We start from the raw sequence: 22860 nt of genomic DNA on the forward strand, positions 1-22860 counted from the left end.
AGTGCTTTGAGCAACCTGCGGCTAGCTTCCTAGTTTGCTCTTTGATTTTCATTGAGTATTAGCTTTCATACTAGATAATTTTTCTAGCTATTGTAACAAAAAAGTCACCCGAAGGCAACTTTTATTCTGTATTTACTTATTTGCTTTATAAACGATTAAAAGTCTATTCTGGACTAAAAGCTGCTGCTTCTTGCATTTGATAATATTTACCTTTTCTCGCCATCAGTTCCTGATGATTGCCATACTCGACAATATCTCCATCCACCAAGACAAGAATCAAATCAGCATCTTGAATGGTAGACAAACGATGGGCGATGATGAAGCTTGTCCGTCCCTTCATGAGTTTGGCAAAGGCATCCTGAACCAAGACCTCTGTCCGGGTATCGATGGATGAAGTTGCTTCATCTAAGATAAGAATCTTAGGAATGGCTAGAAAGACACGGGCAATGGTTAAGAGCTGAGCCTGACCTACAGACAAGGATTCACCTGCATTTTCAAGCTTGGTATCATAACCCTGTGGCAACTGTTGGATAAAGAAGTCTGCGTTAGCTGCCTTGGCTGCTGCAATAACCTGCTCTCGGCTAGCATCAGGATTGCCAAAGGCAATATTGTCATGAATGCTTCCTTGCTTGAGCCAAGTTTCTTGAAGCACCATCCCAAACTGCTGTCGAAGAGAAGCTCGAGTATAGTCATAAATCGAATGACCATCCAATAAAATATCTCCAGAGATAATAGGATAAAAACGCATGAGAAGATTGATAAGGGTAGACTTCCCAGCACCCGTTGGTCCAACAATGGCAACCTTACTGCCAGCTGGAATGTCAATAGACAAGTCCTTGATTAAGATTTTTTCAGGATTGTAACCAAAAGAAACATGTTTAAAGGAAATAGCTCCCTTGACTTGGTCGCTGTTCAACTCTTTCTGACCAGTTTCTCTAACCTCAGGGCTTTCTAAAACAGTATAAACACGTTCTGCACAAGCCAATGCACTCTGCAACTCGGCTAAGACTGATGAAATATCATTAAAAGGCTTAGTGTACTGCTGCACATAGTTTAAAAAGGTCACTAAACGTCCAACTGTCAAAGTAGAGCCCATCATGATACGGAAAGCCCCAACTCCAGCAAGAAGGGCATAAATGAGGGCATTGACAAAACGGGTTGAAGGATTGACTGTCGAAGAGTAAAAGATAGCCGACTGAGAATATCCTGCATAAGTATCATTTACCTCATGAAGTCTATCGATGAATTCTTCTTGAGCATTAAAAGACTGGATAATCGTCTGTTGGGTAAGCGATTCTTCAATCAACTGGGTTTGAATCCCCCTAGACTCTGTCTGTTTTTGAAAGAGATGGTAGGATCTCTTGGCAATAAAGCGTGAAATGACCATAGACAGAGGTGTTAAGAGCAGAACTAATAGAGTCATCAAAAGATGAATTTGAAGCATGGCAAGGATGCTTACCAAAATCATCAGAACTCCGATAAAAAATTGGTTGAAAATCATATTCAATCCCGCTGCCAACTGTTCAATATCTGTCGTTACACGGCTGACCATTTCCCCACTACCTTGTCTATCTACAAGGGCAATCGGTAAACGATGGAGTTTTTCAATGATTTTCTCCCGTAAATCTCTGGTATAGGAGAAAATCAGTCGATTATAGAGGAGAGGATTGGCCCATTGTACTAGTGTATTTCCTATGACCACCAATATCATCTGGAGAAAAATCTGCCAAAATACCTGAGATGAGCCCGTCACTAGGACTTGGTCAATTACCTGTCCAATCAAGATTGGCAGATAGATTGATAGGGCTATTTGGGCAATGGTTCCCAAGAAAGTCAGGAAAAGAAGGACGGGATGACTTGCTAAATCTTTTGCCAAACGTTTGAGGGTTTGACTTGCATGTTTACCTTTCATTCTAGTCCTCCTTTCCATGTTGAGATGCATTGATTTCACGATAGACTTGACTAGTCTTCATCAATTCCTCATGATTTCCAAGCGCTAATTGCTGACCTTTTTCTAAAAGGAGAATTTGTTCAGCAATCTTCAAGGTCGAAGTTCGTTGGGAAATCAAGATTAAGCTAGTATCAGGCAAATTTTCCTGAACAGCTTTGAGAAGATTGGACTCAGTAATGGTATCAAGAGCCGAAGTCGCATCATCGAGGATGAGAAAAGGAGCTTGACGTAAAACTGCTCGGGCAATCGATAAACGTTGTTTTTGCCCACCTGAGAAATTACGGCCACCCGCTTGGACTTCTGCGTCCAGCTGACCTTCCTTTTCACTGACAAAGTCCTTGGCCTGGGCAATTTCCAAGGCCTGCCAGAGTTCTTGGTCCGAGACTGTTTCTTCCATACCTAAAGTCAAGTTGGAACGGATGGTTCCCTTAAAGAGTTCAACTTTTTGAGGGACATAGGCCATCCAAGAACGCCATTCAGAAAGATCGCGAGGACTACGTCCATCTCGATAAAGGGAAATGCTTCCCTTATCTGCCGTATAAAGGCCAAGTAGGACCTGCACTAAGGTTGACTTACCAGAACCAGTTCCCCCAATGATTCCAAGAATTTGTCCTTGTTGCATAGCAAAAGAAAGATTTCGCAAGGATGGTTGAGCAGCATCTGGGTAGGTAAAGCTCAAGTGACTGACTTGTAAAGCTTGGGCACCAGACACTCTTCCTGCCTGCATCTCAGAATGAATATCTTCAGGTTTTTCTGCGAAAACTTCCTCAATCCGCTTGGCAGAAATATAAGACTGGTTGAGTGAATTGATGAGCATGGCCAGTTTGATTAACTCTACCAAGATTTGCAGGAGATAGTTAATCAGGGCAATCAAAGCACCTTGACTGAGCCAACCTCCTTGGATAGAAATATAGCCATTCCAGATAATTACTAACAAGGTTCCGTTAACAATCAAATAGGTCAAGGGAGTCAAGAGACTAGACCAGTAACCTGTCTTCATTTGGATAGCTGTATAGACTTGATTGAGTAGTTGAAAATGTTCAATTTCTCTTTTTTCTTGACCAAAGGCACGAATTACGCGCATACCTTGTATCTGTTGGCGTGTTTCCTGAACCAGCTGGTCTGTTTTCTTTCTTAAGCTACTGTAAAGTGGATTGACTAGTCGTGATAGGCCTACAATGATAATGGTTAGAATGACTACCATGACCAAGAACCAGAAGGTCAATTCAGGCGAGAGACGATAAGCCATAAAAATGGCACCAAAAACAATAATAGGCGCTCTTAAAAATAGACGTAAAAATTGATTGATTCCCGTTTGAATCTGATAAGTATCCGAAGTCAAACGCGTCACCAAACTCGAAGTCGTCAGGCGGTCTCTAGTGTCCTTGGGCAAGGAGAGAATATGACGATAGAGGTCATTGGTCAATTCCTTGGTAAATCCGACAGCTGCCTTAGCCGAATAAAACTGGGCGACTAAAGCTACCAAAACACCAATAACTGCGAAAACAAAGAGGAGACCCATTTGCATCCACAGATGTCCTTGATCTTTTTGAGGGATAGATTGGTCTACAATCCCAGCTATCACCATGGGAACCAAGAGTTCAAAAACGGCTTCTAGTAACTTAAACAAGGGCGCTAGGAAAGATTCCTTGATATAAGGTTTAAAGTAAGAAAGTAAGTGTTTCATATGTCCCTTCTAATTTCAAAATGAAGAAGGTGGAAAACCACCATCTTTTTACTTGTTCAAATATGGAAGTAGGTAACCATAGCCAGCTTCCTCCATTTCATCCTTAGCGATAAAACGTAAGGATGCAGAATTGATACAGTAACGAAGACCACCTAGTTCCTGAGGCCCATCTGTGAAGACGTGACCCAAGTGAGCATTCCCTGAACGTGAACGAACTTCGATACGCTCCATCCCGTGACTCAAGTCTTGATAGTAGTGGATAAGCTCTTTCGAAATAGGTCGGCTAAAACTTGGCCAACCACAGCCTGAGGCAAACTTATCCTTGGCAAAGAAGAGGGGCTCACCAGTCGTGATATCGACATAAATCCCTTCCTCAAAAGTTTGGTCGTAAGCATTGCTAAAAGGAGCTTCCGTCGCAGCCTCTTGGGTAACTCTGTAGGATTCCTCAGATAGTTTTTCCTTTAGCACTGCCTGACTTGGTTTTTCATAGTTGGCAGCATCTATCAGTGGCTTCTCCGCATCCCTAATATCAATGTGGCAATAGCCTCCAGGATTTTTCTTGAGGTAGTCTTGGTGATAGTCCTCAGCCAGGATATAGTGACGAAGCTTCTCCACTTCTACTGCTATCTTGCGTCCAAGCATGCGCTCCTGCTCTTGGACAAGAGCATAGATAGTCGGTAAATCCTCTTCGTCTTGATAATAAATCCCTGTGCGGTACTGACGACCACGGTCGTTTCCTTGTTGGTTGACAGATAATGGATCAATGACTCGGAAATAATAAAGCAAAATCTCACGGAGCGAGACTGCTTTTTCATCATAGATAACTTGCACAGTCTCTGCATGATCTGTTTCTTTGATTAATTGATAATTGGTAGTTTCAACTTGACCATTAGCGTAACCAACACTGGTTTGCAACACTCCAGAAATACGTGAAAAGTACTCTTCCAAGCCCAAAAAACAACCGCCTGCTAGATATATTTCTGCCATTTCAAATCCTCCTTGACCAACTATCGGTCGCTAAACACGGGAAACCTTTCATACTCTTCGAAAATCAAATTCAAACCACGTCAGCGTCGCCTTGCCGTAGATATATGTAACTGACATCGTCAGTCTTATCTACAACCTCAAAGCATTGCTTTGAGCAACCTGCGGCTCGCTTCCTAGTTTGCTCTTTGATTTTCATTGAGTATCAGTTCCCATGTTTCATTTTCAAAAAAAGGACAGGAAGCCCTCTAATAGAGAGTTTCCCCATCCTATCGCTATATTTATTTTTCTTCGACGCGAACGCCTTGTGTATCTACTTGCAAATCATGAAGTTTTCCTTTGAACGGTTGCTTTTCAAGCTCAGCCTTAATCTTCGGCATCTTATCAGGATTAGCTAGAACCATGACAGTAGGCCCAGCGCCAGACAAGTAGGTCGCATAAGCACCGTTTCTCTTGGCAACTTTTTTAATTGTCGCAAATTCTCGAACCAAATCTTGACGATAACGCTCGTGGAAAAGGTCACTCTCGATAGCTTGGCCAGCTTTGACCATATCTCCTGTCAGTAGAGCTGCGATAGCCACATTGGCGATAGAACTTGCTGCAACAGCTTCCTTGTATGATAATTTCTTAGGCAAGACACCACGACTATCGCGAGTTCGCAATTCATAGTTTGGAATATAAGCTAGGAAAGCACACTCTGGGAAAGGCGCCACAACAGCTGAAACCTGATCTTCGACTGAGCTGGCAATAACCAGATTTCCGTAGATGGCTGGTGCAACATTATCAGGATGGCCTTCAATCTTAGTCGCCAATTGCAATTTGTCGTGATCGCTTAATTTAAGATTTCCTAATTGATTTGCCAGTTCAATCCCTGCAACGATGACAGAACTAGAAGAACCTAGTCCACGTGCAAGAGGAATATCACTAATCATTTTCAAACGTCGTGGTTGTAGGTCTGGAACAATTTGTAGAGCAATCTTTAGCAAAAGATTACGTTCATCACGTGGAATCCATTTGCCCAGTTGGTGCTCAATCATCCATTCTTCACGTTCCTCACAAACCTGAATTTCTAGATACTTCGTTACAGCTACACCAACCGAGTCAAAACCAGGACCCACATTGGCACTTGTAGCAGGTACAATAATCTTCATCTTAGTCTCCTAAAACCTTGAAGGTGTTGAGAAGTTCAAATTCAGCTACACCCTTCAAAGATTCTGTAATATTTTCAAGCTGTGCCTTGTTGATTTTATGAGTGATGATAACGACACGAGCCTTGCCTTCTTGCTTGCCATCTTGAAGGATTTGCTTGAAGGAAATATCTTCCGCGTTAAAGAGTTCAGCCAATTTCAAGACTTGACCTTTTGAATCTGGAGCCAAGATTGAGAAATAGTAGTTGGCTTTGACATCTTCTGGCTGAGCCAAAACAAGGTCACGATGATATTCGTTAAAGGCTTTTCCAATGGTACCGTCATTCAAGCGACGAACGATACGAACAATATCAGCTACGACACTCGTTGCAGTTGGTTTTTGTCCAGCACCTGGTCCGTAGTACATTGATTCACCAATCCCGATAGACTCTACAAAGACTGCATTCATGACACCATTGACACTTGCAAGTGGGTGAGCCTTAGGAAGGAAGGTTGGTGTAACCTCGGCAGCGATTCCAGATGGTGTTTCTTCGATAGAACCTACTAATTTAACCACATACCCAAGATCTTGGGCAACAGCCACATCCTCTGGAGTGATATTACGGATTCCTTGATGGGCAACATCTTCAAATTTGACATTCATCCCAAATGCAAACTGGCTAAGGATGACCATCTTGTAGGCTGCATCAATCCCATCAACGTCATTGGTTGGGTCGCTTTCAGCAAAGCCAAGTCGTTGGGCTTCTGCTAAAGCATCCTCGTAAGACCAACCTTCGGTTACCATTTTAGTCATCATAAAGTTTGATGTGCCATTGACAACACCAAGAACACGTGTGATTTTGTCTGATGCTAGTGAGTTAACCAAGGTACGAAGAATTGGAATTCCTCCCGCAACAGCTGCTTCATAGTAAAGAGCAACATTATGAGCTTTGGCAATCTCAAGCAATTCTGCACCATGAACAGCCAAAAGATCCTTGTTGGCTGTCACAACGTGCTTCCCTGCTTCTAAGGCACGAGTAATAAAAGTTTTAGCAGGCTCGATACGTCCCATCAACTCAACAACAATCGTGATGTCTTTGTCTGACAAGATTTCGTCGATATTTGTTACAAAATTAAAATCATTTCCTGCTTCAAGCAAGCGTGCTTTCTCTTCATCATCTTTGACCAAAACCTTGGCTACTTCAATTTCTGAATGTGCTGCTTGAACAATTTTTTCTCCATTTTCCTTTAGTAAGAATGGTACACCACTGGCTACTGTACCAAATCCAAGTAAAGCAATCTTAACTGACATGTTTGTCTCCTTGAAATTTTCTAATAGTCCTATTATACCAAAATTGTGAGAAAATTCCTACCATTCTGAACTAAAAATAGAAGCGTCAAATCATAAAAAAGCCTGCCCTGATACAACCTAGGACAGACTCTATTTTCAATCTATTTCACAAAAGCCAATTCCTTGCCAGTAGACAGGTCTTCTTGATAACGGAAACCTGCAAAGCTGAGCTTTTTGATTTCTTCTACCGAAGTCACCTGATTTTCCATCAAGGCTGTTAAGAAAGCACCTCTAGCTTTCTTTGAAATGGTTGAGTGGATTTTTAGTTTACCATCTCGCTCTTCCATGAACTTGAAGGCCACCATCTTTTCACGGACCTCTTTAGGGAAGACAGTTTCAAACTCCGAAGACAAGAGTGAAAAGATTAATTCTTCACCCTTCACCGACTCTTCATAAGCTGACTGCCAGTGACTTTTCAGGCTTTTTCCAGCGACTTTAAGCTTCATCAAAAAGTCCAGTCTGTGAGGTGCAATCGGTGCAAAGGCTGGAATCACACCGTAAAGAGCTGACGTTATCATGAGGTGTTTCTCCAGATAGGCTTGTTCAGCCTTGGTTAGATTGGCCCGTTTGATATTGCGATACATAAGTCCATCAAAGAGTTGCAAAGCAGGATAAGAGTTTGCAGTTCCATTTTTTAAAGCTTGGATGCGTCCATACTCTTCTTGTGCTTTTTCAGCAGAGATTTTATAAAAATTTTCCAGTTCTTGAGCAGAATATATAGTTAGTTCGTCTAGTACAGCCTGACTTTCAGGACACAAGGTTTTTGCCTCTAAACTAGGAACATTTGTATTCATTTCTTTTGCGGTTGGGATTAGAATTTTCATAGTCTTAGTGTAGCATATTTTTCTAGGAGCACCAAGGATTTGAGCCTAAATAATACGACCTTCCAAATGATCCAATTCATGCTGACAAATCTGAGCAGGAAATCCTGTCAGGATAATGGTTTGCTCTTGCCAATGGATGTCTCTGTAGCTTACTGTAATTTTTTCATACCGAGTTGTTGGTCTCACTCCTGTCAAAGACAAACAACCTTCCTCTGTTTCGTATGACCCTTCAAAAGATTTGAGAACTGGATTAAACATAACCATGGGAATCATTCCGATATTAAAAATAATGACGCGCTTTTGTACCCCAATCATATTGGCCGCTAGTCCAACACAGGTTTCTCGGTTGGCCTGTAGAGTATCCTGCAAATCCTTTGCTAGGGGTAAATCTTCCTGACTAGCAGGCTGGGATACCTGCGACAAAAACAAGATATCTTTTACTATTTTCTTTTCCAAGATTCTTTCCTCCATGCGATATCATTCTCCTTGATTATAGCATAAAATCTTTGTCAGTTTACCTTTATATACAAACAAAAAGCCATCCGAAGATGACTTTTCATAATGCTTAAATAGCGTTTTTATCTTTTCCAAGTGCTCGTTGGATTGCTTTGACAATCTCAACAAGGACTACAATCATAAGCGCTCCTACGGCAACAACCATCCATTGAGTCAAACTCAAGTGTGACACGTGGAAGAGACTGTTAAATCCAGGAACCAAAATTGTCACCACAAAGAGGACGAAGGCAACTGGGATAGACCAGTTAAAGGTCTTGTTGGTAAAGAGTCCCACTTTAAAGATAGATTGGTAAACCGACTTAACGTTAAAGGCATGGAGCAATTGGATCAAACCGAGAGTTGCAAAAGCCATGGTAAGGGCATCCGCATGGATTTCAGTATGACTTTGGTGCTCTGGGAAGAGAAGAGCCCAACCATAAACACCTAGAACTAGCATGGTTTGGAAGATTCCTTGATAAATGATTGCTCCGAAGACACCACCATCAAAGAAGTTAGACTTACGTCCACGAGGTTTGTGAGTCATAACGCCTGGCTCAGCTGGTTCAACCCCAAGAGCGATAGCTGGAAGCGTATCTGTTACCAGGTTAATCCATAGCAAATGCACTGGTTGAAGCACATCCCAACCAAATAGGGTTGCAAAGAAGATAGTGAAGACCTCAGCCATATTGGCAGACAAGAGGTATTGAATTGATTTTTGGATATTTGAGAAGACCTTACGTCCTTCTTCTACCGCTACGATAATGGTTGCAAAGTTGTCATCGGCAAGGACCATATCAGAAGCACCCTTAGAAACCTCTGTACCAGTAATCCCCATACCGATACCGATATCAGCTGTCTTAAGTGATGGCGCGTCATTAACCCCGTCACCTGTCATGGCAACAACCTTACCTTCTTTTTGCCATGCTTTCACAATACGAACCTTGTGCTCAGGTGATACACGAGCGTAAACAGAGTATTGTTTGAAGACCTTTTGGAATTCTTCATCAGTGAGTTCATTCAACTCAGCTCCAGTGAAGACATGGTCTTCTGTATCATTTGGATCGATGATTCCAAGACGTTTGGCAATAGCTTCCGCTGTATCTTGGTGATCACCCGTAATCATGATTGGACGGATACCCGCTTCCTTAGCAACACGAACAGCTTCTGCAGCTTCTGGGCGCTCAGGGTCAATCATGCCGACCAAACCAGAGAAGATGAGGTCAGATTCAACAATTTCAGATTCCAAGGTTGGAATTTCGTTACTTGTCTTGTAAGCCATCATCAAGACACGGAGGGCTTGTTTAGCCAAGTCTTTGTTGGTTGCAAGGATAGCATTTTTATCTTCTTCTGTGATTGGGCGAACTTCCCCATTGACTTCAATACGAGTCACGCGCTTGAGCAATTGGTCAGGCGCACCCTTGACAGCGATAAAGTAAGAACCGTCTGCTTCCTTATGAATGGTAGACATGAGTTTACGGTCTGAGTCAAATGGCAATTCAGCTACACGTGGCTCATCCTTCAAGACTTCACGAACATCAAAGTTGTGGTCCAAACCAAACTGTACAAGTGCTGTCTCCGTTGGATCACCAATCAGCTTACCAGATGGGTCCACCTTGGTATCATTGGCAAAGTTCATGATGCGAAGGGTATTGTTGCTAGCAGCAATCTCAGCTGCTGAGCTTTGCAATTGACCATTAGTATAGACTTTTTCAACCGTCATTTGGTTCATGGTCAAGGTACCTGTTTTATCAGATGCGATGATTTCTGTTGAACCAAGTGTTTCAACCGCTGGTAATTTACGAACGATTGAATTACGTTTGGCAAGGGTTGTTGTTCCCAAAGAGAGAACGATGGTTACAATGGCAGGGAGACCTTCTGGAATCGCCGCAACCGCAAGGGCTACTGCAACCATCAAACCTTCTAATGGATGTTCCCCACGGACGAAGACACCAACCAAGAAAGTGATAATCGCAATCACAACGATTAAGTAAGTCAAGGCCTTAGATAATTGTTCCAAGCTTTGCTTCAATGGTGTTTCTGTCTCATCGGCATTGGCCAACATATCCGCAATCTTACCAACTTCAGTATACATACCAGTGTTGGTCACGACACCAATACCACGACCGTATGTTACGTTTGAGTTTTGGTAACCCATATTAACACGATCCCCGATACCAGCATCTGCTTCAACAAGTCCTGTCACATCTTTTTCAACTGGGACAGACTCCCCTGTAAGAGCTGCTTCTTCGATTTTAAGAGAAGCTGCTTCAAACAAACGCATATCTGCAGGCACGACATCTCCCGCTTCAAGCAAGACGATATCTCCAGGTACTAATTCTTTCGAGTCAATCTCAATAACATGACCATCACGACGAACACGAGCCATCGGGCTAGACATATTTTTCAGAGCTTCAATGGCTGCTTCTGCTTGACCTTCTTGGTAAACACCAAAGGCAGCATTCAAGACAACTACGGCCAAGATGATAATGGCGTCTGTTAAGCCATCCATCCCTTCTGTAATGACAGAAAGTGCCGCTGCCGCAAGCAAGATGATAATCATCAAATCCTTAAATTGATCAAGGAATTTAGCTAGTAGGCTACGTTTTTCGCCCTCTTCTAACTCATTACGACCATAAGTCGCTAAGCGTTCTTGAGCTTGAGCAGTTGACAAACCTTCGACAGATGAATCCAAATTCTTTAGGACCTCCTCAGAAGATTGCGTGTAAAACAAATCTTTATTTTGTTCTTTTGACAAAACAGTCTCCTCCTTTTTGGCCTCTTTTTACAAAAAAAGAGACCTGTTTTTTAAAAAAACAAGTCTCGCTGTTTAATATAGTGCCGGAAATAATTCGGAATGACGACACTATCGCGGTTAACCGCCAGCTACTCCCTTGAGTAGTTCTATTATAACAGATTTTCAAAAGTTTTCAAGTGTTGGAGTGGAGTTAGTCATTATTCTCATCATAGGTGCGGTCGCTGATAATATATCTTGGACGTTGTTTCGTTTCTAGATAGATTTTTCCGATATATTCCCCAATTACACCAAGACTAATGAGTTGAACCCCGCCAAGTAAGCTTACAATGGCGTAGGTACTGGCCCATCCAGCTACTACTGTACCAACAAATTTGCTCCACAAAACCCAGATGATCAACAAAAAACTAAACAGTGAAGTCATAACTCCCAAGCTAGTAATCAAATGGATTGGTTTAATCGATAAGCTAGTAATTCCATCCATAGCTAGACCAAGCATTTTAGAGAGTGGATAGTGACTCTCACCAGCAATCCGCTCATGGCGTTTATAAGTCACGTAGGAATACTTAAACCCTACAAGAGGCATAATGCCTCGAAGAAATAAGTTTACTTCTTTAAATTTAGCAAGTTCATGAATAAAACGTTTGGAGACTAAACGATAGTCAGCATGATTAAAAACGACATCCGCTCCAAATAGTTGCATCACCTTATAGAACCCCTCTGCTGTAATACGTTTAAAAGCCGAATCTGTCTCTCGGTTATCACGAACGCCGTAGACAATCTCTGAACCTGACTTATATTCAGCAATCATCTGATTCATACAATCAATATCATCTTGACCATCTGCGTCAATGGTAATCACGATATCCGCAAATTCTGCAGCTTCGTACATCCCAGCAAGAACACTACTTTGATGACCACGGTTTCGACTTTGAGAAATACCTACAACAAATGGATTCGATGAAGCATATTCTTGGATAAGTTCCCAAGTTTTATCCTTACTGCCATCATTCACATACATGACCTTACTATTTGGATGAACCTCTTGATTTTTCACAAGCTCCTCTATTTTTCCCACAAACATTGGGTTAGTATGAGGCAATACCTGCTCTTCGTTATAACATGGAATCACGATATATAAAATCGGATTATTTCTACTCATTTTTGTCTCCTAACCTCTTAAATCCAAAAGGGAAATTAGTCCCTCTAAATACTCTGACAATCAATTCACACCCTACCAAAGTCAATATTGTCACAACACTTGTTGTAATATAGGCATTCACAAAAATACCGGTATATCTTGTAGATAATTGTAAAACTAATTTTTCTACCAATACTAAAACAATCGGGGCATGGACACCATAGTAAATCAAGGTTCTTTGACCGATTGATTTCAAGAGAGTCATTTCAGGAATTGACTTAAAGAATATGAGGGTGGACCATATACCTGAAATTGCAGCAATGTAAAACAAGAGATGGTTTCCAATCTGTTGATAGTAAAGATCAACAATCTGTTTCCCACTCCAATGATAGTTCAACCTACCAACAAATATAGTTAGCAATAAGGCAAGCGGTAAATAGTATATTGCAAAAAACTTTTCCAGTTGCGCTAAATATTTTCTCACACCGACACCTAAGAGTGTAAAAATGATGGCTACAGGAACTAGATCAATATTCCAGATAAGATAAAAATTCCAAGAATAAACTTTTTGTCCTAGAACGACCAAGAATAAGAGGGAAATAGCAATTAGTATCCATTGACCAATCGACCATTTTCTTCTCAGAATGAAGTAACTAACAACATGAGCCAAGAACATGACATTCAGAAACCATAACTGAAAATAAACATGCAGTCTATCTGACAGTAATAATTGTTTAGCAAAATGAATAAGGTTAAAACTAAACACTTGTTCAGGATACATCACAAAGAGTTGAAAGAGGAAAACAAAAATATTCAGGTAAAAAAAGGGTACAACCAAACTTTTCACCTTACTAAAAAAATACTCCTTAAACGTTTTGTATTTAGTAACATTTAAAGTAAATCCCGATAAGAAAAAAAATAAGGGGATATGAAAAACATACAGGAGCATTTTTGCAGGTCCAGGTACAAAGCTACTATGCCCTATAATAACAAGTATGATTGCTAGTCCCTTAGCCATATCTAGGTAACCTATGCGCTTTTTCATCCTATCTATCTTCTCCTGTTCTTAGTCGATAAAGATTCATATCAGAAGTGACCAACTCAACTTCTTCAAAATAAATATCTTTCTGGTAATGTTCTTTCATAATTTTTTTGACCCGATCCATATTTCCTGAGGAAGGTGACCAAAAGAATAGGATGTTCTCCTTATCTAAAGCCGATGAAAGAAGATTACTAGGGTCCTCCACATTGTAGTTTTCCATTAATTGATAGTAATGTGGCGAAAAAGTTTGCCAATTACCTAAGGTTGTTGTATTTTCAATTAACTGATCAGGCTTCATTCTAATCGTAGCCAAGCTTGGTTGAGAATTGACAAGTGTTCCATAACCGCCAAAAACAAGCAATTTATCAGAATGTTTTTCCACTACATCATGATACTCTGATATCATGGATGATTGAATGATTGGGAACCAGTAAAGTTCTTGTCCCACACTATTTACCCAGGCCATACTCGCCAGCATTCCTACAAGTTGTAGACTATAAAAAATTCCTCTTTCTTTCAACAGTTTACGCTTATTGTAAAATAAGGGCGCATAGTAGACGAAAAAGATTAAAAAGCTAACGATAATCGGGATATAAACACGTTCTACTACTCTCTGCCTAACAAATAGTGCACCGATGAGTGCAAATGGAACAAGCGGGAGTAACCAGCCATAGACTTTCTTAGGCTTGAAGAACAAAAACCAGCCAACCATAACAAGAAGAAAGGTTGTCAAAATAATGTTTTGGAAATAATCTTTCACCATCTGAAATACATTAAAGGAGTACTTCTCAGAGAAAGAACGTACGGATTGAATTTTTGTTAACAACTCATTGTTCAAAGCATCTTTTTCAGCAAATAACCAGTAGGTTGAAGCAGATAAGTCGTTTTCACTGACCCCCAATTCCTGAAATTCCTTGGCATGCTTCTCATAATCAATTGCAGGGAAATCTCTCAAATTGGTACTCAGAGTATTCCAAGTTAGGTATTCTTGAACATCTGGTTTCGTTAAGGTGTAAACTTTATTAGAAGCAAAGATAAGTAAAATAAGAGCAGATAATACGAAAAGCTCTTTTTTCTTTTTCTCTTTGATTACTTCAAAAACTAGAAACGGCAGTAAAAGTAGCAATAAACTGGCAATGATTTGCGGTCTAATCGACAATCCAATCAGAGACAACAGAGCTCCTACGATGTGTTTTCTATCGAATAATAAAAGTATCCCTGCTGTAGACAACAAATAAGCAATTACTGAAAACGAGAAATACTTCATCAAAATCATTTGAAGTATAACAAGTAGGGGAAGAACAAAATAAAGTTTCTTCCTGAAAAAAGAATCCAAGTATACACTAAAGCTCAAGCAAAAACTAAGGGCTAGGAAAATAAAATAAACATTCCAAGTTGTAAACAATTGCTGAAGGAATACTAAAGCAGATGACAACATAATCCCAATGTAAGGGAGCAACATATTATCACCAGATAGTATGGTTTGATTGACCATGATATCATCTACGACTGGATATTCAAAGCCTTTCATCAATCTATATCCATAAAAAATAAAAAATGGTAGCACAATCAAACCAATGCGAATCATTCTATCTGTGATTTGTTTTTGGGTCATGGAAAACTCTCTCTAAAATTATGATTACTTTATATTCTATCATATTTCAATCAAAAAATCTGTTGAATCAATGCAAATCTCCCCAACCACTCCATTTGAATTTTCCTTGGAAAACCAGTATAATGAAAGAATACTAAAATGCTAGAAGGGGAGTTAGATGAATCAATCGGTTTCAAACTTAAAATTGGCTGAGCGTGGTGCCATTATCAGCATTTTGACTTATCTTTTCTTGTCTGCAGCTAAGCTAGCAACCGGACACTTGCTCCATTCATCCAGTTTGGTGGCAGATGGTTTTAACAACGTTTCAGATATCATTGGAAATGTTGCCCTCCTCATAGGGATTCGATTGGCCCGACAGCCAGCAGATAGAGACCATCGTTTCGGTCACTGGAAAATCGAGGACTTGGCAAGTCTTATCACCTCTATCATCATGTTCTATGTTAGTTTTGATGTCTTGCGAGATACCATTCAAAAGATTATCAGTCGCGAAGAAACTGTGATTGACCCACTTGGAGCGATTTTGGGAGTGGTTTCTGCAGTGATTATGTTTGGAGTCTATCTCTACAACACTCACCTCAGCAAACAATCCAAATCTAAGGCACTGAAAGCAGCTGCCAAGGACAATCTATCAGATGCCGTCACCTCACTTGGAACCACCATCGCCATCCTAGCCAGCAGTTTTAACTTCCCTCTCGTGGACAAATTGGTTGCCATCGTTATCACCTTCTTTATCCTCAAGACTGCCTATGATATCTTTATTGAGTCATCCTTCAGTCTTTCAGATGGTTTTGATGAACATTTGTTGGAAGATTACCAAAAGGCTATCATGGAAATCCCTAAGATTAGCAAAGTCAAATCACAACGCGGTCGTACTTATGGTAGCAACATTTATCTGGATATTACTCTCGAGATGAACCCGGATCTATCTGTTTTTGAGAGTCACGAAATTGCTGATCAGGTCGAATCCATGCTGACAGAACGCTTTGGTGTCTTTGATACAGACATTCATATCGAACCAGCACCGATTCCTGAAGATGAAATTCTAGATAATGTCTATAAAAAATTGCTCATGAGAGAGCAACTAATTGACCAAGGAAATCAATTGGAAGAGTTACTGGCTGAAGATTTCATTTATATTCGCCAAGACGGACTAGAACTAGACAAGGAAGCCTATAAGGAGGAAAAAGAATTAACCTCTGCTATCAAGGAACTTCACTTAACGTCCATTAGTCAGAAGACAAAACTCATCCGCTATCAGATAGGTGATACTATTCATACAAGTATCTGGCGCAGACATGAAACTTGGCAAAATATATTCCATCAGGAAACGAAAATTGAAAAAGACTAAAGAAAGAGGCCGGGACAAATCTCGACCTCATTTTTTATACTTATTTTGCAACGCTCTTAGCAAGAACGAAGTTTCCAAGTGTAGCCGAACCATTACCTGCAACAGCTGGTGTTACGATATAGTCACGTACATCTGGAACTGGTAGGTACCCATTGAGAAGAGATGTGAATTTCTCACGTACACGGTCAAGCATGTGTTGCTGGGCCATAACCCCACCACCAAATACGATAACGTCTGGTCGGAAAGTTACAGTTGCGTTTACAGCTGCTTGAGCGATATAGTAGGCTTGAACATCCCATACAGGACTGTTGAGTTCGATGTTCTCCCCACGAACACCTGTACGAGCTTCCAAACTTGGACCAGCTGCATAGCCTTCCAGACATCCCTTATGGAAAGGACAAACACCCTTAAACTCTTTTTCAATATCCATTGGGTGTCTAGCCACATAGTAGTGCCCCATTTCAGGGTGTCCCACACCACCGATAAACTCACCACGTTGGATAACACCAGCTCCGATACCTGTACCGATTGTATAGTAAACCAAGTTTTCGATACGGCCACCAGCATTATTACGAGCAACTACCTCACCGTAGGCAGAACTGTTTACGTCTGTTGTGAAGTACATTGGCACGTTTAGAGCGCGACGAAGAGCACCAAGCAAATCAACATTTGCCCAGTGAGGTTTCGGTGTAGTTGTAATAAAACCATAAGTTTTTGAGTTTTTGTCGATATCAATTGGACCAAATGATCCAATCGCAAGGCCTGCAAGATTATCAAATTTTGAAAAGAACTCGATAGTTTTATCGATTGTCTCGATAGGAGTTGTTGTTGGGAATTGTGTTTTTTCTACAATATTAAAGTTTTCATCACCGACAGCACAGACAAATTTTGTACCGCCCGCTTCCAAGCTTCCGTATAGTTTTGTCATGATTAACCTCTTGTATTTATTTTCTTTATTATAGCATATTTCCAGACTGAAAATTGCTCAATATTTTAGATTTTCCTCTGTAAATTTTACCATTCAATCAAAAACGAACAAACATGACATTTGTTCGTTTTTTGATCTATTAAATCGAAAGTAGTGTACTCAATGAAAATCAAAGAACAAACTAGGAATCGAGCTGCAGGTTGCTCAAAGCACAGCTTTGAGGTTGTAGATAGAACTGACGAAGTCAGTAACACATACATACGGCAAAGCAAGTATGACGCAGTTTGAATTTGATTTTCGAAGAGTATTAAGCTTTAACTTCGATGATTGCATCTCCCTTAGCAACTGATCCAGAAGCAACTGGATTTACTGAAACAAAGTCCGCAGTGTTTGTCACGATAACCATTGTTGTGTTATCAAGACCTACAGCAGCAATCTTAGCTGAGTCAAATGTTCCAAGAACATCTCCAGCTTTAACCTTGTCACCTTGAGCAACTTTTTGGTCAAATCCTTCACCGTTCATTGAAACAGTGTCGATACCCACGTGGATCAAGATTTCAGCTCCGTTTGCAGTTTTCAAACCATAAGCATGTCCTGTTGGGAAGACGATTGTCACTTCAGCATCAGCTGGTGCATAAACAACATCTTGACTAGGTTTTACAGCGATACCTTGTCCCATAGCTCCACTTGAGAAGACTGGGTCATTAACATCTGAAAGGGCAACTACGTCACCAACGATTGGTGTTTGGATGACACCTTCGCTAGGTGCAACAACAGTACCAGTTACTGCTTCGTCAGCCAAACGTTCAGTTGTAGCTTCTGAAGCCACTTCTGCTTCATCTTCATAACCAAACATGTAAGTAAGAGCAAAACCAAGAGCGAATGATACAGCTACCATAAGAAGGTATTGTGGAAGTTGTCCGTTACCAATGTAAAGCATTGTACCTGGGATGATTGTGATACCATTACCAGTACCAGCAAGACCAAGGATAGATGCCAATCCACCACCGATTGCACCAGCGATCAATGAAAGGAAGAATGGTTTACGGAAACGCAAGTTAACCCCAAAGATAGCAGGCTCAGTAATACCTAGGAAGGCAGAAAGAGCAGCTGGGAAAGCAAGTGTTTTAAGTTTTGGATTTTTAGTTTTAACACCAACGGCTACTGTTGCAGCACCTTGAGCAGTCATGGCAGCTGTGATGATAGCGTTGAATGGGTTAACATGGTCAGCAGCAAGCAATTGAACTTCAAGCAAGTTGAAGATGTGGTGAACACCTGATACGACGATAACTTGGTGAACTCCACCAATCAAGAAACCACCAAGACCAAATGGCAAGTTAAGGATAGCTTTTGTTCCAAGAAGGATATAGTTTTCAACAACGTGGAAGACTGGTCCGATAACAAACAAACCAAGAATTGACATTACGAGGAGTGTTACGAATGGTGTTACCAAGAGGTCAAGAACATCTGGAACAACCTTACGAACAGCTTTTTCAAATTTAGCTCCGACAACCCCGATGATGAAGGCTGGAAGAACTGAACCTTGCAAACCAACAACTGGGATAAATCCGAAGAAATTCATAGCAGTTACTTCACCGCCAGAAGCAACAGCCCAGGCATTTGGAAGTGAACCAGATACGAGCATCATACCAAGAACGATACCAACGGCTGGGTTACCACCGAATACACGGAAGGTTGACCAAACAACCAAACCTGGCAAGATGATAAAGGCTGTGTCAGTCAAAATTTGAGTGTAAGTTGTCACATCTTCAGGAAGTGTCATTCCAAGAGCATTCAAGAGCCCACGAACACCCATGAAGAGACCAGTTGCTACGATAACTGGAATGATTGGAACAAAGACGTCACCAAAAGTACGGATGGCACGTTGGAACCAATTTCCTTGTTTAGCAGCTTCTGCCTTCATCTCATCCTTAGATGTCGTTGGCAAACCAAGAGCTACGACTTCATCGTACATCTTGTTAACTGTACCAGTACCAAAGATGATTTGGTATTGACCTGAGTTAAAGAAAGCACCTTGAACTTTTTCCAAGTTCTCGATAGCATCTTTGTTGATCTTCGCTTCATCTTTCACCATAACACGAAGACGAGTCGCACAGTGGGCTACACTGTTAACGTTCTCACGTCCACCTAAGGCTTCGATGACTTTTTTTGCAATTTCTGTATTGGTCATTTGCAAAAATCTCCTTATAAAAAAATTTGTTCTTGTTTGAAAGCGATTTTACTCGCCTCACGAATATTATTTTATCACGTTTAAAAAATATGTCAAGCGTTTTGCAGAAAAAATTTTGCTATTTTTTATTTTTTGATTGTTTTTGCTATTTTTTTCATCAACACAGCCATAAAACCCTCTAAAATCAAGGTTTTTACTTTAAAGTTTTCAAAAACTTCCATATTTTCATCATTTTTCATAAAATTACGTTCCTAGATTCTGTCAATCGTTTGACATTTTTTTCTTTAATTTAGTGTAAAAGACTTGCTTTTTTATAAGGAAACGTTTACTATTAAGATAGTAGAATTTATGGAGGAAATAGAAATGGAATGGACTACTGAACGTCGTTACAGACGTTATGAAGATTGGACACAAGAAGAAAGAAAAGAAATCCAAGAAAAGATGGCGCAATCCCCATGGCATGTCAGCTATCACATTGAACCAAAGGAAGGACTTCTCAACGATCCAAACGGTTTTTCTTATTTTGATGGTAAGTGGATTGTCTTTTACCAAAACTTCCCCTTTGGAGCAGCCCACGGCTTGAAATCTTGGGTTCAACTTGAGAGTGACGATTTGGTGCACTTTACTGAAACAGGTGTTAAAATCTTACCTGATACTCCACTGGATAGCCACGGCGCTTACTCAGGATCTGCTATGCAGTTTGATGATCAATTGTTCCTATTCTATACAGGAAATGTCCGTGATGAAAATTGGGTACGCCACCCTTATCAGATTGGTGCCTTGATGGATAAGGATGGAAATATTAAAAAGATTGATAAGGTCTTGATTGATCAACCTGCTGATGCTACTGACCACTTCCGCGATCCACAGATTTTTAACTTTAAAGGACAATACTACGCTATCGTTGGTGGTCAAGACTCGGAGAAAAAAGGTTTTGTCCGTCTCTACAAAGCGGTCGATAACGATTATACAAACTGGCAAGAAGTTGGTGATTTGGACTTTAACAACGACCGTACCGCTTATATGATGGAGTGTCCGAACCTCGTCTTTGTTGGAGAACAGCCCGTCCTTCTCTACTGCCCACAAGGTTTGGATAAAAAGGTTCTTGACTATGACAACATCTATCCAAATATGTATAAAATCGGTACTTCCTTTGATCCTGAAAATGCTCGTATGGTAGACGTTTCTGAACTTCACAATCTTGATTATGGGTTTGAAGCATACGCTACTCAGGCCTTCAATGCTCCTGATGGACGTGCCCTAGCAGTTAGCTGGCTTGGTTTGCCAGATGTGTCTTATCCATCTGATCGTTTTGATCACCAAGGGACTTTCTCATTGGTCAAGGAACTTACCATTAAAGATGGCAAACTCTATCAGTATCCTGTAGCTGCTATCAAAGAACTCCGTGCTTCACAAGAGGAATTTTCAAATCGTTCTGAAACCAAAAACACCTACGAGCTCGAGCTTAACTTAGCAGCTAATAGTCAAAGTGAAATCGTTCTTCTTGCTGACAAAGATGGCAAAGGACTCTCTATCAATTTTGACCTTGTCAATGGTCAAGTTACTGTTGACCGCAGTCAAGCAGGTGAGCAATATGCTCAAGAATTTGGAACTACTCGCTCATGTTCAATTGACAACCAAGCTACTACTGTAAATATCTTCATCGATAATTCAGTCTTTGAAATTTTCATCAATAAAGGAGAAAAAGTATTTTCTGGTCGTGTCTTCCCTCACAAAGATCAAAATGGAATCCTCATTAAATCTGGAAACCCAACTGGAACTTACTACGAATTAGAATATGGTCGCAAAACTAACTGATGTCGCAAAATTAGCTGGTGTCAGCCCAACTACTGTCTCACGTGTTATCAATAAAAAGGGCTACCTGTCAGAAAAAACCATTCAAAAGGTCAATGACGCTATGCGTGAACTGGGCTATAAACCCAATAACTTAGCTCGAAGTCTTCAAGGAAAATCAGCCAAGTTAATTGGGTTGATTTTCCCAAAAATCAGCCATGTTTTCTATGCTGAATTGATTGACAAACTGGAGCACGAACTCTTCAAAAACGGCTATAAGACCATCATCTGTAATAGTGAGCACGATTCGGAAAAAGAACGTGAATATCTTGAAATGCTAGAAGCTAATCAAGTGGACGGCATTATCTCTGGTAGCCATAACTTAGGGATTGAAGACTACAATCGCGTAACAGCTCCTATCATTTCTTTTGACCGAAACCTATCACCAGACATTCCTGTCGTTTCCTCTGATAACTATGCTGGTGGAGTCCTTGCAGCTCAAACTTTAGCGAAAACTGGAGCTAAGTCTGTCATTATGATTACAGGTAATGATAACTCCAATTCTCCAACTGGACTTCGCCATGCAGGATTTGCTTCTATCTTCCCCAACGCTCCCATTATCAATGTTTCCAGTGACTTTTCACCCCTTCGAAAAGAAATGGAAATCAAAAATATCTTGACTAAGCAAAAACCAGATGCTATTTTCGCATCAGACGATTTAACAGCCATCTTGGTTATGAAGATTGCTCAGGAACTTGGTATCTCTGTTCCAGAACAACTTAAGGTTATCGGTTATGATGGAACTTATTTCATTGAGAATTTCTACCCTCACCTCACTACCATTAAACAACCCTTGGAAGAAATTGCTCGCCTGACAGTTGATTTACTACTTCAAAAAATCGAAGGAAAAGAAGTTGCCACGACTGGTTATTTCTTACCAGTCAGCCTCTTACCAGGTAAAAGTATTTAAACAAAAAGAGTCTGAGACAAAATAGTTCTCAGACTCTTAATTTAGTATACTATCAATAAATAATATTATAGAAGCAATAATAACTATAATTTTACCTATTTGGATAAGCTTATTTTGAGATTTAAATATATTTTCTAACAAAAATATTTGGATCACACACATTATAGGAATTAAATTTTTTGAAATTGAGAAGTACCCAAACAAATAGACTATAAATAATAAAAATAAAACTATATTGTATTTCTTATTCAAAACAGTTATCACCAATTGCCTTAATTCCCAAAATAGTAGACCCCATGTCAACTACAGCATATCCAAATTTTGTAGCTGAAGCCACCTCATTAGCATGAACAACTGAAACACCTTCTGTAAGTGCTATATTCAATATTACTGTACTAAGTAATGCAACACTTACCATTTTTATTTTTTTATTCATAATCAAAAATCCTCCTCTCTATATTTTTTTGATTACCAATCTTAATAATTTACAGTTATATTATAATAAAAATCAAAGCGTTATCAATGCATACATCTTGGTTTTTTGAACAAAAATAGAAAAACTGTCAAACACTGTCGTTGAATTAAGAAACTCAAATACGATTCTGTATTTGAGTTTCTTTTATTTGAAAAAACAGTAAAAAGCGCTAAAAATCAAACCAG

At 40.2% G+C, this 22860-nt stretch carries 17 protein-coding genes; 3 read left to right on the forward strand and 14 right to left on the reverse strand.

The window, feature by feature from the left end; translation table 11 throughout:
- Positions 1-163 precede the first annotated feature (163 nt).
- From QM877_RS02820 to QM877_RS02870, 11 genes are all read right to left on the reverse strand, one after another.
- Positions 164-1912 carry an ABC transporter ATP-binding protein gene (locus QM877_RS02820; protein ID WP_414317513.1) on the reverse strand — a complete coding sequence of 583 codons (1749 nt, stop codon included), beginning with the start codon at positions 1910-1912 and terminating at the stop codon, positions 164-166.
- A gap of 1 nt (position 1913) precedes the next feature.
- Entirely contained in the window at positions 1914-3638 is a 1725-nt protein-coding gene (locus QM877_RS02825) for an ABC transporter ATP-binding protein (RefSeq protein ID WP_414317514.1), read from the reverse strand.
- A gap of 48 nt (positions 3639-3686) precedes the next feature.
- A complete protein-coding gene (gene msrB, locus QM877_RS02830; RefSeq protein ID WP_414317515.1) occupies positions 3687-4625 on the reverse strand; it encodes a peptide-methionine (R)-S-oxide reductase MsrB in 939 nt (312 codons plus the stop codon).
- A gap of 278 nt (positions 4626-4903) precedes the next feature.
- Positions 4904-5773, reverse strand: a complete 870-nt coding sequence (gene thrB / locus QM877_RS02835; RefSeq protein ID WP_414317516.1) for a homoserine kinase — start codon at positions 5771-5773, stop codon at positions 4904-4906.
- A gap of 1 nt (position 5774) precedes the next feature.
- The gene (locus QM877_RS02840; protein ID WP_414317517.1) at positions 5775-7061 is read right to left on the reverse strand and encodes a homoserine dehydrogenase; all 1287 of its coding nucleotides are present in this window, start codon (positions 7059-7061) and stop codon (positions 5775-5777) included.
- A 140-nt stretch (positions 7062-7201) separates the two neighbouring features.
- The gene (gene yaaA, locus QM877_RS02845) at positions 7202-7924 is read right to left on the reverse strand and encodes a peroxide stress protein YaaA (protein WP_414317518.1); all 723 of its coding nucleotides are present in this window, start codon (positions 7922-7924) and stop codon (positions 7202-7204) included.
- 45 nt (positions 7925-7969) lie between these two features.
- Positions 7970-8380, reverse strand: a complete 411-nt coding sequence (locus tag QM877_RS02850) for a peptide deformylase (protein WP_414317630.1) — start codon at positions 8378-8380, stop codon at positions 7970-7972.
- Positions 8381-8489: 109 nt separating this feature from the next.
- On the reverse strand, positions 8490-11174 hold the full coding sequence (locus tag QM877_RS02855; protein ID WP_414317519.1) for a cation-translocating P-type ATPase: 2685 nt from the start codon (positions 11172-11174) through the stop codon (positions 8490-8492).
- A 190-nt stretch (positions 11175-11364) separates the two neighbouring features.
- Positions 11365-12333: a glycosyltransferase family 2 protein gene (locus QM877_RS02860; RefSeq protein ID WP_414284204.1), complete on the reverse strand. Its 969-nt coding sequence runs from the start codon at positions 12331-12333 to the stop codon at positions 11365-11367.
- Positions 12326-13357 carry an acyltransferase family protein gene (locus QM877_RS02865; RefSeq protein ID WP_414317520.1) on the reverse strand — a complete coding sequence of 344 codons (1032 nt, stop codon included), beginning with the start codon at positions 13355-13357 and terminating at the stop codon, positions 12326-12328. The genes QM877_RS02860 and QM877_RS02865 overlap by 8 nt, the downstream gene beginning before the upstream one ends.
- Before the next feature lies 1 nt (position 13358).
- Positions 13359-14969, reverse strand: coding sequence for a hypothetical protein (locus tag QM877_RS02870; RefSeq protein ID WP_414275777.1), 1611 nt, complete (start codon positions 14967-14969; stop codon positions 13359-13361).
- A gap of 157 nt (positions 14970-15126) precedes the next feature.
- Between QM877_RS02870 and QM877_RS02875 the strand changes: the two genes are divergently transcribed.
- Positions 15127-16317, forward strand: a complete 1191-nt coding sequence (locus QM877_RS02875) for a cation diffusion facilitator family transporter (protein WP_414317521.1) — start codon at positions 15127-15129, stop codon at positions 16315-16317.
- A 40-nt stretch (positions 16318-16357) separates the two neighbouring features.
- Here QM877_RS02875 and scrK read toward each other — a convergent pair whose 3' ends face one another.
- Together scrK and QM877_RS02885 are read right to left on the reverse strand one after the other, a co-directional pair.
- Complete coding sequence (gene scrK / locus QM877_RS02880; protein WP_414317522.1) at positions 16358-17245, reverse strand: fructokinase ScrK; 888 nt, start codon at positions 17243-17245, stop codon at positions 16358-16360.
- A 307-nt stretch (positions 17246-17552) separates the two neighbouring features.
- A complete protein-coding gene (locus QM877_RS02885; protein ID WP_414317523.1) occupies positions 17553-19436 on the reverse strand; it encodes a sucrose-specific PTS transporter subunit IIBC in 1884 nt (627 codons plus the stop codon).
- Positions 19437-19799: 363 nt separating this feature from the next.
- Between QM877_RS02885 and QM877_RS02890 the strand changes: the two genes are divergently transcribed.
- Together QM877_RS02890 and QM877_RS02895 are read left to right on the forward strand one after the other, a co-directional pair.
- The gene (locus QM877_RS02890; protein ID WP_414317524.1) at positions 19800-21254 is read left to right on the forward strand and encodes a sucrose-6-phosphate hydrolase; all 1455 of its coding nucleotides are present in this window, start codon (positions 19800-19802) and stop codon (positions 21252-21254) included.
- Positions 21235-22200, forward strand: coding sequence for a LacI family DNA-binding transcriptional regulator (locus tag QM877_RS02895; RefSeq protein ID WP_414317525.1), 966 nt, complete (start codon positions 21235-21237; stop codon positions 22198-22200). Before QM877_RS02890 ends, QM877_RS02895 begins: the two co-directional genes overlap by 20 nt.
- A 244-nt stretch (positions 22201-22444) precedes the next feature.
- On the opposite strand, the gene QM877_RS02900 is transcribed toward QM877_RS02895, so the two are convergent.
- Positions 22445-22636 (reverse strand): hypothetical protein, encoded by a 192-nt coding sequence (locus QM877_RS02900; RefSeq protein ID WP_414317526.1) that lies wholly within the window; start codon positions 22634-22636, stop codon positions 22445-22447.
- Positions 22637-22860: the final 224 nt, after the last annotated feature.

Origin of the sequence: Streptococcus infantis (assembly GCF_047463655.1) — a bacterium.
Lineage (GTDB): Bacteria > Bacillota > Bacilli > Lactobacillales > Streptococcaceae > Streptococcus > Streptococcus infantis_Z.